This window comes from Advenella mimigardefordensis DPN7, assembly GCF_000521505.1.
Lineage (GTDB): Bacteria > Pseudomonadota > Gammaproteobacteria > Burkholderiales > Burkholderiaceae_B > Advenella > Advenella mimigardefordensis.
Window position 1 is genome coordinate 2,935,991 of record NZ_CP003915.1, and the last position, 12,890, is coordinate 2,948,880.

At 51.8% G+C, this 12,890-nt stretch carries 9 protein-coding genes and 1 pseudogene; 1 reads left to right on the forward strand and 9 read right to left on the reverse strand.

From position 1 onward, the window contains the following. Positions 1-22: 22 nt before the first annotated feature. Positions 23-985: a LysR substrate-binding domain-containing protein gene (locus MIM_RS13535; RefSeq protein ID WP_025373294.1), complete on the reverse strand. Its 963-nt coding sequence runs from the start codon at positions 983-985 to the stop codon at positions 23-25. A gap of 171 nt (positions 986-1,156) precedes the next feature. On the opposite strand from MIM_RS13535, the gene MIM_RS13540 reads away from it, so the two are divergent. Continuing rightward, complete coding sequence (locus MIM_RS13540; protein WP_025373295.1) at positions 1,157-1,450, forward strand: hypothetical protein; 294 nt, start codon at positions 1,157-1,159, stop codon at positions 1,448-1,450. A gap of 111 nt (positions 1,451-1,561) precedes the next feature. Here MIM_RS13540 and MIM_RS13545 read toward each other — a convergent pair whose 3' ends face one another. From MIM_RS13545 to MIM_RS13575, 8 genes and pseudogenes are all read right to left on the reverse strand, one after another. Beyond that, entirely contained in the window at positions 1,562-2,728 is a 1,167-nt protein-coding gene (locus tag MIM_RS13545) for an aromatic ring-hydroxylating oxygenase subunit alpha (RefSeq protein WP_025373296.1), read from the reverse strand. Positions 2,729-2,747: 19 nt separating this feature from the next. Further along, positions 2,748-4,637: an IucA/IucC family protein gene (locus MIM_RS13550; protein ID WP_245592877.1), complete on the reverse strand. Its 1,890-nt coding sequence runs from the start codon at positions 4,635-4,637 to the stop codon at positions 2,748-2,750. Between the two features lie 93 nt (positions 4,638-4,730). Next, positions 4,731-5,216, reverse strand: a pseudogene (locus MIM_RS23685) (GNAT family N-acetyltransferase); the annotation flags it as partial. Beyond that, positions 5,164-6,459, reverse strand: a complete 1,296-nt coding sequence (locus MIM_RS13555) for an MFS transporter (RefSeq protein ID WP_025373298.1) — start codon at positions 6,457-6,459, stop codon at positions 5,164-5,166. The gene MIM_RS13555 and the pseudogene MIM_RS23685, both read right to left, overlap by 53 nt. Continuing rightward, positions 6,456-7,784, reverse strand: a complete 1,329-nt coding sequence (locus MIM_RS13560; RefSeq protein ID WP_025373299.1) for a lysine N(6)-hydroxylase/L-ornithine N(5)-oxygenase family protein — start codon at positions 7,782-7,784, stop codon at positions 6,456-6,458. The genes MIM_RS13555 and MIM_RS13560 overlap by 4 nt, the downstream gene beginning before the upstream one ends. A gap of 19 nt (positions 7,785-7,803) precedes the next feature. Further along, entirely contained in the window at positions 7,804-9,990 is a 2,187-nt protein-coding gene (locus tag MIM_RS13565) for a TonB-dependent siderophore receptor (protein ID WP_025373300.1), read from the reverse strand. Positions 9,991-10,442: 452 nt separating this feature from the next. Further along, positions 10,443-12,314, reverse strand: coding sequence for an IucA/IucC family protein (locus MIM_RS13570; RefSeq protein ID WP_025373301.1), 1,872 nt, complete (start codon positions 12,312-12,314; stop codon positions 10,443-10,445). After that, positions 12,314-12,865, reverse strand: coding sequence for a GNAT family N-acetyltransferase (locus MIM_RS13575; RefSeq protein ID WP_158318735.1), 552 nt, complete (start codon positions 12,863-12,865; stop codon positions 12,314-12,316). The genes MIM_RS13570 and MIM_RS13575 overlap by 1 nt, the downstream gene beginning before the upstream one ends. Between the last annotated feature and the right edge of the window lie 25 nt (positions 12,866-12,890).

Below are 12,890 nucleotides of genomic sequence, written 5' to 3' on the forward strand. Positions count from 1 at the left end.
GCGGCAATTTCACTTGCCATTATTAATTGAGTGATGGGCTAGTACCCTTCTCCTGAGCATTGCCTGTATCCTGCAGCAAAGCTGCACGGGAAGCGTCCAGCTCTTCGATAATCCAGTTGCGCAAAGCTGCCAGCGCGGGCCAGTCACGCAATGCCGGGCGGTAGACCAGATGAATGGCATGCGCAGTGTCGTAAGCGACCGAAATGGGCGACAACCGAATCAACTTGCCATTGCGAATGGCATCGGCGGCCAGCAGCTCCCGCGCCAGCGTCAGGCCCAGTCCCTGTTCAGCTGCCTGCAGCATCAGCCCCATATCGTTGAATTCCGCCACGGTATTAAAAGGTACCTGCAACCCGGCTGCGGCAAACCATGCCTGCCAGGCACCGCGATCACCCAGCAGCGGTTCTTTGAGAAAAGCGGCGGGCGGCGCACCGACCAGACGCCGCGCGTCCACGGCACAGCCGACCACAATCAGCGGCATGGGGTCATCAAAAAGACGGTCGGCCAGCACACCAGGCCACGGACCCATACCCTCCCGTACCGCAGCGTGAAACCCGTCACGTTGCAAGTCAACAATTTGCTGAGAGGCCGTAATTTCAAGTGCTATATCAGGATGGCGCTCGCGCCAGCGCTCCAGTCGGGGCAGCAACCAGCGTTGCGCAAACGACGGCACCACCGAAATGCGCAGCTTTTTTTCGACGCTATCCGAGGCCACTCTGGCCAGTTGCACGCCGTCCTCAAGCTGCGTCAGCGCAGACTGCACCGAACACAGCAGCGTTGCACCAGCCGCATTGAGCACAAGCCTGCGACCCTCTCGCTCAAACAGAGGAAATCCCAATGTACTTTCCAAGTGACGGATCTGCTGACTGACCGCGCTATGCGTCAGGTGCAGCACTTCTGCAGCGGCACGCAGATTTTGCAGCTCAGCCACGGTTCGAAACGCAGGAAGCGTATTCAGGGGAAGTCTGGTCATCACGCTCACCAAAGAGAAATCGGCAAATGCCGGGTGTTATGGTCGGCCAATGGACATTGGTTAGAAAAATCGACCAATCCAGTTAAAAATGATTGATTTTATTCGGCCAAACGGATAGTTAAACTTACCACAAGTGTGTTGCTTTCAGCAATGCTTTTCCGCCCTCTGCCCAAAGGAAAGACCATGAACACTGCCATCCAGACTTCTTCCTGCCCCGGCCCAGCCAGCAACTGCGCACGCTCCACTGGCCGGCTTCACCAGTTGCTGAACACCTTACGCTCCAAAGTATATCGAAGTGCATCGGTCGCTCTGCCGGACCCTGTCAGTCCCGACGACCCATGGGCAACAGCCGTCGACCAGATCGGACACCTGGACGCCCATGTGCTGGCCGATATCGGCGCGCCCAGATGGGTCATAGACGAGGTAAGCCGACGTCAGCGCGGCGACGGCATCCTCGATATAAGCCGGAAATGGTAACGTTCGAATACGGGTCACACAGAGCATACTCGCCGTCGCCCTGTCGATGGGTGTTCGGTGGTGAATCACAACCGTCATCGGCGCGCTCCCTGCGACGATGACGCGATCTGCTCAGAGACTGGATACATCCGCCCCGCAAGCCTGCGTCGTATCCATATTCATCATGGTGCGATACCAGGCGTGAAATTGTGCCATGCCCTCTTCCAATGGAATCTGATAAGGACCGCGGTCATTGCGGTCGCGCAAATAGAGTGCGCGGCGGCCTTCATCAATCCGAACGGCGATTTCATCATCTTCTTCGGCCGTCTCCATGTAGGCCTTGCGATGATATTCCGCCAGCTCCGGGCTGAATGCAAGCACATCGTCGGGATAATAAAACTCAATCAGATTAAGCGTCTCCCCCGGCCCCTTGGGAAACAGCGAAGACACCACCAGGGCATGCGGGAACAATTCAATCATAAGTGTGGGATAGATCGCGATCCAGATCGCGCCGAACGCCGGTGCTTCATCGCCCATATACTCTTTAAGCAGACGTTCCCATTCCCGATATATCGGCGTACCGCCGTTTTCCAGGGTCTGTTCAGCACCTACTGTCTGCTTGCAATACCAGTTACCGTAGGCCCAGCGCAAGGCATCACATTCCACGTATTTGCCCAGCCCCGGGTGAAAAGGCCCGATATGATAATCGTCATTGTAGATCTCAATAAAGGTTTTCCAGTTGCATGGGCAACTGTGCGTTTCCACATGATCCAGTCGATAGTTGGACAAATCATGCCCGAGCGAATCGAACAATTTTTGAATGTCGTGCGGCAGACCGGACGGATGCTCAAACAGAAAACCGCTCATGTTCAGCAGAGGCGACGACTCCAGCTTTTTACACTGACGGATTTTGAACTGCGGCGCCGATAAAAGCTCACCATCCGCGCGATAAGTCCAGGCATGAACCGGGCAGACAATATTGCCCCCGGTCTTCTCCAATGAGCCACGATGCTCAGTCAGCTCGCAGTTGGTACTGTAGCTGCCCAGCATGAGTGCCTGGCGATGCCGGCATACGTTAGACATCAATTTGATGCCATCGGCATTGTGTACCAATACCCGCCCACCGTTCTCCTGCGGCAGCGCATACCAATCCCGCATTTCAGGCACACTGTTCTGGTGCCCGACATAGAGCGGACTGCGCCGGAATATGTGCTGCAGCTCCTGTTCATAGACCGCCTGATCAAAATAGGCACTGACAGGCAGTGGAGAAGCCAGCTTCAGAATGTCTGCAAGGTCCATGCGAATAACTCCGAAAAGATCAGGCGGGCTCAGGCTGCGGCATCGTGTCTATCGCCTCCAGCTCGGCCACCGTCAATGCACGAAAACGTGCGACCGGGTTGAGCAGGTTCTCTGCCATGGTCAGGCTCCCGGCCGTATCCGATAAATCCACCATCTGCAAATTATTCTTCAATTGCAGCCGATTCAGGCAAGAGTGCCTGAAATCATCGGCGAAGAAATCGTAGCGGCGGAATTTGTCGGCCAACGCCGGATGCGCCTGCTGATACCGCCTGACCGACAATGCCGCCAGCCGCCAGAACTGTTGCTCAGGACATACGCCGCTGCTATGCAGAATGTCGCTCATATGCCTGAATACGCCATCAAAGATATCAATGAATATCCCCAGAATTTTGTAGTCTTCCGGCACGCTGACCTTGAGCCGGGCAATATGCTCGGGAATGTCGAAGTTCTCGTCCAGAATGGCACTTTCTTCAGCAATATCTTTCATGATGCAGCGCTGCGGCACATTTCTGTGATCCATCACCATGATCAGATTCTCGCCATGCGGCATGAACACCAATTCATAGGCATAGAAACAATGCACGACGGGCACCAGGAATGCATCAAAATAACGGCTTAGCCATTGGTCCGCAGCCAACCCGGACTGCTCAATCATCAGCGGAAGCAGCGCTTGGCCATCGCGATCACGATGCAGCAACGAAGCCATCGTCATCAGTCTCTCGCTCTCTTTTACTTTTGCAGCCGGGCTTTCACGCCATAATACAGACAGCATTTTTTTGTACGGGCTGTCCTTTTTCAGTGCCGCTTCGTAATAGCGATTGGTATAGCCGATAGAGGCCACTTCCTGCAGGATATCAAAACCACTCTGGCGCAAAAAGGGATCGTTGCCGATCAGTTGCTTGAGCCATTCGTTGATTGCCGGCGTGCCTGCCATGTAATAAGGAGACAGTCCGCGCATAAAGCCCATATTAAGAATAGACAAAGACGTTTTGACATAGCATTTGTCATGATCCGTATGATTGAAATACGTACGAATCGATTGCTGAGCCTGATAGTGATCCTGACCCATGCCCAGATACACGATATTGCGTTGTGCAATATCGGCGGCGAAAGCGATACTCAAACGGTTGAACCACTGCCATTGATGCGTGGGCATAAACAGATAATCATCGGGTGCCAGCCCCTGTTCCTGTAACTGTCCACGATAGGCCGTCACCTGCTGCTCACCCAGTTCCCCGCGCAGAAAGCTGTCGTACTCCAGCGTGGAGAGCGAAGCGAAATGGGCATGCTGGCGATGTACCGCCAGCCACACCAGCGTAAAGCGACTACCGGTTTCGGGCGTATAGCTTTCATAATCGAAAACGTTAAAACCTATGCGCCCATTGTTCGCAACAAAACCCGGATGCCCCTCGCTCATGGCCGCTTCAATCTGCTGGTAATCGGCATGCAACAGCGCCCGGCTGTCCAGGGACTGATGGTAGCGCTTATAGGCCGCACCGTATAAGGTGCTGCTGATCTCGTCAAGATATATCGGCAGCTTGTCTGCGGGTATTGCCAGCGCTTCCTTGAAGTCGATAATAAAAGACAAGGCATCCGGTTCAAGCGTCTGGCCGTTGCAGATACGGGTGACCGATGGCTCTGAAATATGCCAGTGACGCAACATCATGGGCCGAGCCAGATAGTGATATTGTGTTTTGCCGTCGTCGGAAACCAGCACATAAGCCTGCTGGCCTTCGTCGGCGACATTGCGACTGCCGTCAGCCGTAGCACTGTGCGCAGGTGTCAGAATCTGTTCGTGAGAAAATTCGGCAATGGCTTTGGCAACCAGATGACGATTGACATGTTTCCAGATGTCAGGGTCGAGGTGGCGCAGATGCTGTTGCGCGGGCGGTACGGGATAATGGCTCATCTTGTTCGTTCCTGAAAGTGATACGGTTGCGTCAAAGTCTGGCCGGGTCGCGATAGACAACATGGCCTGCTTGGTTGGAAGGGTAATGAGGCCGATCTCTGCGAATCCGGCCTTGCGGTTGAGTGCCCTTACCTTTTCATTGCGGCCATCGGGCTCAACCACGACCCGTCGCGCACCACGTTGATGAAACAGGTAATGCATCACATGTCGCATCACATCCAGCGTGTAGCCCTGGCGTTGTTCCGTTGGCGGCGCCACAAAAAAATGCATGCCGATGTCGCCTGGCACCACCTCATAATGCCGGGCGATCTCATGGTGCTGCGGGTCATAGCATTCAAGCAGAAAGCAAATCTGCCCGTCCTGTGTACCCACCCAGGCCCACTCATGCGGACTGGCCTGCTGTACCTTGTAGAATGCCATGACCTGTTGCCGGCTCATGCCTGCCATGTCCCAGTAACCGGCGTAGTCCAGGTCAAACCACGGATGAAAGACGGGTACATCCTGTTCGGGAATCAGCTCCCGAATCTCAAACGTGCCGGGATTCCAGTTCAATCTCGCTGCTCCTGTCTGTGGTCGCATCCGGCGATTCGGCCGATGCCTTGATATGGTCCAGATCCAGCGTCAGCTTATTGGCCAGCCATGTCAGCGCAATGCCAACTGCGGCGATCAGAAATACGGCCTGGTGACTGATCAGGCTGACGATATAGCCCGCGCACCACGAGGAAATAAGCACACCCAGATTCTGGAAAAAATTGGTGATACTGAAGTGATGCGCATAGTCTTCCTTGCGACTGATGGCAAACAGGCTGACTTCCAGCTTGACGGCAACCTGAAACAGCCCCCAGCCATACATACAACGCCCGATCACAATCGCAATATCAGAGGGAATCGACTGCAGATATAAACCGACCAGCGACAGCAGCAGGTTCCAGGACAGGTTCTCATTGCGCTGCGTTGCCGATGCGCTCAGCTTATGCTTCACAATCAGCGCAACCACCGCTGCCAGCCCCGGAATGGCGAAAATCAATCCTGCCAGCGTCTGGTCCTTGTGTGCTGTGGCATACATCCAGTATTCGGAAAAGAATGGCCGGATCAGATAGGCACTGAAGTCAAACACAAACATAATCATGCTGAGTGTCAGAATCCCTTTGGTCAGATGCGAGAAGCCGCGACGCGCTGATACCGGAGCAGGTGCCGTTGCGTCATCAGCGACAATGGCGGCCGTATCTTTTATATCCTGTGCACCAATCTCCCGCTGATTGTTGACCTTGATGATTTTTCCAGAACGATTGAGCCACAGCGTAATCGCCATTTGGCCGAAATCGCCCGCCGCCATCAGAATCAGGGCGGCACTCGCACCCAGATGCTGCAATATATAGCCACCGGAAGCCGCGGCCAGAATACCCGAGATATGTACCACGACCGAGAGCAGCGCGATGGTCCGGCCATGCTCTTCACTATTGACAATGCGCATCAGGTACGGGAACATCAGCAAATAGCTGCTTTTGAACATGAACATGAGCATAGTCAGTACCCAGTACTGCGTCAGCGTTTCGGCCCAGATGGCCGACAGACACAGCAGACCGGCTATACATTGGGTAAAGCCGATGAGCGACATGGGTTCAAAGCGCTTGGCTACCCGCACCCAGAAGGGCAAGGTGCACATGACGGCTATCGAGATGGCCGCCACATACATGCCGGTATGCACCTGATCGGTGTTGCCATAGCGCATGTCAAAAAATTGCGGATAAAACCCGATAAGCACGGTGTCGCTCATCATACCCAGTGCAGACATAATGATGATGGCAAGGCGTATGGTCATTGGGCGCTCAAAGGGAAAAACTGGTTATTCTGTTGCGGTGTGAACGCCTGGAAGGTGGTGCCGGTATCAATCGCGTACACTTCCCGCTTCATGATCGCATTGATAATGCGGGCATTGCGAAAGCAATTTAACCCCAGGTCGGGGTTGGTCAGACCGTGACTGTCAAAACCCGCGTTCTGGATATAAACCTCATCACCGCTTAGATCTACTGCATAATCCTGAGCCAGCTGGTAGCGCCCTTCTGGAGTGAGTCTGAGCCGGCTGGCAATACCCTGCATAAAGTCGGGGATGCGATAGCAATACCCCGTAGCAAATACAATTTCGTCTGTGTTAAAGCGATAGCGTTCACCGGTCTGGGCATGCTCGAATACCAGCTCCGTTTCGTTGTCGCGACGACTGCATTCAGTGAGCGCCATATTGGTGTACAGGTGTGTCCGCCCGGCAATCGCCGGCGATTGTTCATCCAGCTCATCATAAATTCGTTCGATCAGGCTGGTATTGATGCCGTTAAAAATACTCACCTGATCCTTCAGTGTCTTGTGCTTTTGCTGCGCATCCAGCTTGTAAAAATGCTCGGCATAGTCCGGCGTTATCAGCTCCAGCGTCAGCTTGCCGGTTTCCATCTGAAAAAAACGGGACGAACGGGTGATCCAATACAACTCGTAGTCGTGCTGCGCCATCTCATGCAGCAGATCGTAATAAATCTCCGCACCGCTCTGCCCGCTACCAATCACGGTAATTCTGCGCGCTTTCTGCAGGCTGGCCTTCTGCCGCAGGTACTGACCGGTATGTGCCGACAGATATTCGTCACCAACGCAGGCAGGCAAACTGGGCATGCTGCCAATACCCACCACCAGCCGACGCGCCCTGTATTGCAATTGCGATTGATCACGCAGATCAGTAACGGTGGCTACATAGCATTGATCATTTTCATCATACGCCAGCGCAGTTACCTCGCGTTCGTAATGCACACTATCCAACTGCGCGGCGGCCCACCGACAATACCGGTTGTACTCCTGCCGGGTCAGATAAAAATTCTCCCGGAAATAATAGCGGTAGATCTTTCCCTGCAGCTTGCAGTAGTTCAGATACGTGAAGGGGCTGGTGGGGTCTGCCAGCGTCACCAGATCCGCCATGAAGTTATTCTGCAACGTCGTGCCTGGAATCATCATGCCGTCATGCCAGCTGAATGCGCTTTTGCGCTCCAGAAAGACAGCGCTCAGCCCCTGCACCGGTGCCATCAGACATGCCAGTCCCAGATTGAAGGGCCCCAGGCCTATTCCCAATACATCATAAATTGTGTCTGCCGTTCTGTTGCCCTTCATGATCTGCTACCTAGACTCCTCAGTATTTCAATTGAACATTCATGCCCACCGAGCGCGAGGGTGCATAAAAGCCCTGAGCCCATTGAACAGAGGTGAGGTATTTCTTATCAAACACGTTCTTCACGTTGACCCCTACAGTGACATTCTTATTCACTTCATAGCTGGCCATCAGGTCTGTTACCGCATACGATTTCTGTTTCGTATAGATGTCCTCTCCGGCTGAGGTCTGACCCTGCAAGCGACGCGTTTCCGATTGCCAGCGCACAGCGCCCCCCACCTTGAGCCCCGGCACAGCAGGCACGGCATAAGAGGCAGCCAGCGTAAAGGAATTTTTGGGAATAAACTCACGGACGGCATCACCGTTTTCATCCTTGATCGAGAAAAAGTGGGTATAGCCGGCGCTCACTTCCAGACCCGGCATCACTTCACCCTGCACTGCCAGCTCGAACCCGGCGGAACGTGAATTGACTGCCTTGTAGCGACTCAGGCCATCCAGAAAGGTGTCATATTCCGCGGTATTTTTCTGTTCTGCACGGAACAAGGCAATACTGCCGTTGATTCTGCCATCCGCCGATTCACCCTTCAGACCCAGCTCATAGTTTTTTCCTTCAATGGCCGGCAGAATCTGACCATTGATATCCACCTGGGATTGCGGATTGAAAATACCGGTATAACTGGCATAAACCGAGTAATTGTCATTCAAATCGTAGATCAGACCCAGATAGGGAGACAGCTTATTACGCTTGTATTCGCGGGGCTCGCCATAGTGCTCGCCGGTGCTGGTTGCACGAGTGTAGTTCAGACCGGCAATCACCTTGAAATCATCTCGCAGATTCAAGCGGGTTGCCGCGAACGCGGTGGTTTTACGCACCGTGAAATCAGAAAACGTTTCGGTGCCGTTTTCGAAATCGGGACGCGGGAACTGCCGGTCCCAGGTAAACAGCGATGGCAAAGCAACGCCCACACCCGCGTCCAGCGAAGTCATATGATTTTTACTGCGATTGGCATTGATGCCGAACATCACATCATGTTCGCGACCGCCCAGCCTGTATTTCCCGGTAGTGCTGATGTCACCAATCCACTGTTTCTCGTAACGATCGTATTTCGTCGGATACGTGGTCAGACCCAGCCCGGTTTCCCTGTCAGGAACCCCGCTAGCCAGGAACTGTTCCGCATCCTGGGTGATCTTGCGATAGGTTAAGGAACCTTTGGTCGTCCAGCCACCACCCCAATCGTGATTCAATTGAGCAAAGGTGGTTTGATCCGTGGTATTCCAGTATGCCCAATCCGGCGCGTAGCTATCCGATACATCATAATCAATCGCACTGCCATCGCTATAATAAAGCGACAGCGCCCCCCACATGGGGGATTTCGATTTATTCCTCTGATAGGTATGACCCAGCGTTAATGTCGTCTGCTCGCCCAGGTCTGCATCCACAATCACGCCCAGCATACGTTTTTCCAGGCTGTAGCGATCAAGGTGGGAATTGCCCTTCTGATAGGCGCCGATGAGCCGGCCACGAACCGACCCGCTTTCGTTCAAAGGCGACGAGATATCCACATCCATCCGCCGGGTCGCAAAGGAGCTGTACGACAGACCCACGTTGGCAGAAAACTCGCGCTTGGGACGCTTGCGTATGAAGTTAACCGTTCCTGATGGATTACCGGTATTGGATAACAGGCCATTGGCACCCTTGAGGACGTCAACCCGATCATAAAAAGCCATATCCAGATCGCCAATCTGCTCTTCGGTTGAGAACGGCATGCCCACACCGTCTACCTGAAAATTGGTCACATCATACCCGCGAATCACATAGTAATTGCGGTCCGTTTCCACCTGCTGCACGAACACACCCGGCACGGCTGAGAGCAGAGAGGTTGCGTTGTTCAACTGAAAATCATCCATCTGCGTACGGGTGACCACATTAATGGTTTGCGGCGTCTCGCTAGGCGACAAAGGCATGCGTGTTGCACTTGCAGTAACGGGAACGCTATATAGCCCCGTGCCTTCGCTGGCCCCATCGGTCGCACTGACCGCATTAATGGGCTGCAGCGTCGCCACTGATGACGACGCCCCCGCTGTCGGGCTTGCGGTTTGCGCGAAACCTGCCGAAGGAGCGGCCATTGCGCCCAGCACAGAAACCAGAAGCAGATTAGGCGCAAAGCGGGTACGCGCCTTATTACAGTACGTCAGTGAAGCAACCATATCATTCCTCGTTAGCCAATTATCTTAAAACAGAATGATAACGATTGTCATTTTCATTTGAAATAAAATGTTAGTAACAACTTGTATAAAACAACAAATATCACACTTGTCATTACATATAAGACAGACAGAAAACAGGCCGACACATTTGTGCGTTCAGCTTAATTTAAGTAAATAATTCATTTGTTTTTTTACGTTTGGTATTGATTGACATAACGTAATGGACTGCTGTATCAACAACGAAACAATCGGCGAAATAATGGGAGGATCCTGAACCCGCTATCGATATGACATTTGCGGTTATATAGCCTGCGGTCATGAAACGTCCGCCTTTCATGCTCGCTAAAAAAAATCGCAACCGGGACCTGGTTGCGATTTCAACGTCTTGGTAAGCCAAATATAGATCTACACTATGTTGACATTTGGCTTGAAAGGTAGGCAGGTTAGATTATTTATTTTATATAAGACTCCAGATCTGCAATCGACATCGTGCGAAAACGCGCTACAGGATTGGGTAAATCCTCTGCAATGGTCATACTGCCTGCGGGATCAGAAAGGACTACCATTTGCAAATTGTTTTTCAGCTGCAGGCGGTTTAAGCATGAGTGTTTGAAACTATCTACAAAAAAATCATATCTACAAAATTTCTCGACCAGCACAGGCTTATCGTGTTGATAGCGTTTTACCGACAAAGCGACTAAAGCCCAAAATATATCTTCATTGCAGCAGCCACTGCTATGCAGAATATCACTCATGTGTCGGAAGACGCCGTCGAATATATCGATAAAGATACCCAGGATTTTGTAGTCTTCTGGTACTTTCAACTTCAGACGGGCGATGTATTCCGGTATATCTGTATCTTCATCAAGAATGGCGCTTTCTTCTGCTATATCCTTCATGATACAGCGCTGCGGGACATTGTGTTCATCCATTACCATGATCAGATTTTCGCCATGCGGCATAAAAACCAGTTCATACGCATAGAAACAATGCACAATTGGCACCAGGAAGATATCGAAATAACGACTCAGCCATTCGCCCGTCGTTAAGCCGGACTGTTCTATCATAAGAGGTAGCAGTGCGACACCTTCACGGTCACGATGCAGCAAAGACGCCATTGTCATTAATCGGTCGCCTTGCCGCAATTTCTTGACCGGACTCTCTCGCCATAGTACAGATAACATTTTTTTGTAAGGACTATCATTTTTAAGAGCCGCGACATAATAACGGTTTGTATAACCAATAGAGGCCACTTCCTGCAGGATATCAAATCCTTTTGATCGTAAGAATGAGTCCTTCTCTATCAGCGCCTTGAGAAACTCGTTAATCGCTGGTGTCCCCGCCATATAGTAGGGAGACAACCCGCGCATGAAACCCATATTCAAAATAGATAGCGAGGTCTTGACATAACACTTTTCAAGATCGCTATGATTGAAATAGGTGCGAATAGATTGCTGAGCCTGATAGATATCCTCACCAATGCCCAGATACACGATGTACCGTTGAGCAATATCCGCAGCAAACGCAATGCTTAAGCGATTGAACCACTGCCAGGGGTGAGTGGGCATAAACAGATACTCGGCGGGTTCCAGGCCCAGCCCCTGCAACTGCGCACGATAGGTAGCAACCTGTTGTACGCCCAATTCCCTTTGTATAAAACCATCATATTCCAGAGTAGACAAGGACGCGAAATGCGCCTGGTTGCGATGCACCGCCAACCACACCAGCGCAAACCGACTTCCGGTCTCCGGTGTATAGCTTTCGTAGTCAAATACATTAAAGCCAATGCGACCATTGTTAGCGACAAACCCCGGATGGCCTTCAGTCATGGCGGCTTCGATCTGCTGATATTCGGCTTTCAACAGTTCGCGGCTGGTAAGTAACTGATGGCATCTTTTGTAGGCCGCACCATACAATGTACTGCTGATCTCATCCAGATACACGGGCAACTTATCTTGGGCAATACCTAATGTTTCCTTGAAATCGATCATAAAAGAAAGCGCGTCAAGATCATGTGGCTGACCATCGCAATCGCGAATAATAGAAGATTCGCAAATATGCCAATGACGTAATTTCATCGGGTAGGCAAGGAAACGGTAACGAGTTTTCTCGTCCTCGGATACGAGGGCATATGCTTGCCAATTATTACCATCGGAATACTTTGAATCGATATCGACGTCGTCGCAGAGGATCGGTTGCAGAATCTGCTCATGAGAGAATTCAACAATAGCCTTCGCAACTAAATGCCGATTGACCTGTTTCCAGGTCTCAGGTTCGAGGTGATTCAAATGTTGTTGTGTGGCAGGGATGGGATAATGACTCATCATATTCTTCCTGAATGAGTAAGAGTGACTTCAAATGCTGACCGTGTCGCAATGGACAGCATGGCCTGTTTTGACGGGAGAGAAATTGGCCCCACTTCCTCGAAGCCGACCCTTCGATTAAGTGCCCTCACCTTTTCATTGCGAATATCAGGCTCAACTATGACCCGTTGCGCGTTGACCACATTAAATAGGTAGTGCATAACGTGCCGCATCGCATCAAGCGTATAGCCTGACTGATTTGTTGTCGCTGGCGCTACACAAAAATGCATGCCGATATCTCCAGGAACAACCTGGTAGTGCTTCGCGATTTCATCATTCAGCGGGTTGTAGCACTCAATCACAAAACAGATTTCCCTATTTTTTGTGCCAACCCAGGCCCACTTATGCAAAGATGCCTGCATCGTTTTATAAAAACTCAGTACTGCTTCGGTCGTCATACCTGCCATGTTCCAATACTGAAAATGCGGCAAATCAAACCATGGGTGAATGACCGGCACATCCATTTCAGGTGCCAGTTCTCGTATTTCAAACGTTCCCGGACTCCAAATCAATCTCGTTCCTCTCTTGTTGATATTA

Excerpts from the sequence above, each read along its gene's own strand:
- MIM_RS13540 (WP_025373295.1), top strand. The coding sequence starts at position 1,157 with ATGAACACTGCCATCCAGACTTCTTCCTGCCCCGGCCCAGCCAGCAAC.
- MIM_RS13545 (WP_025373296.1), bottom strand. The coding sequence starts at position 2,728 with ATGGACCTTGCAGACATTCTGAAGCTGGCTTCTCCACTGCCTGTCAGT.
- MIM_RS13550 (WP_245592877.1), bottom strand. The coding sequence starts at position 4,637 with ATGAGCCATTATCCCGTACCGCCCGCGCAACAGCATCTGCGCCACCTC.
- MIM_RS13555 (WP_025373298.1), bottom strand. The coding sequence starts at position 6,459 with ATGACCATACGCCTTGCCATCATCATTATGTCTGCACTGGGTATGATG.
- MIM_RS13560 (WP_025373299.1), bottom strand. The coding sequence starts at position 7,784 with ATGAAGGGCAACAGAACGGCAGACACAATTTATGATGTATTGGGAATA.
- MIM_RS13565 (WP_025373300.1), bottom strand. The coding sequence starts at position 9,990 with ATGGTTGCTTCACTGACGTACTGTAATAAGGCGCGTACCCGCTTTGCG.
- MIM_RS13570 (WP_025373301.1), bottom strand. The coding sequence starts at position 12,314 with ATGAGTCATTATCCCATCCCTGCCACACAACAACATTTGAATCACCTC.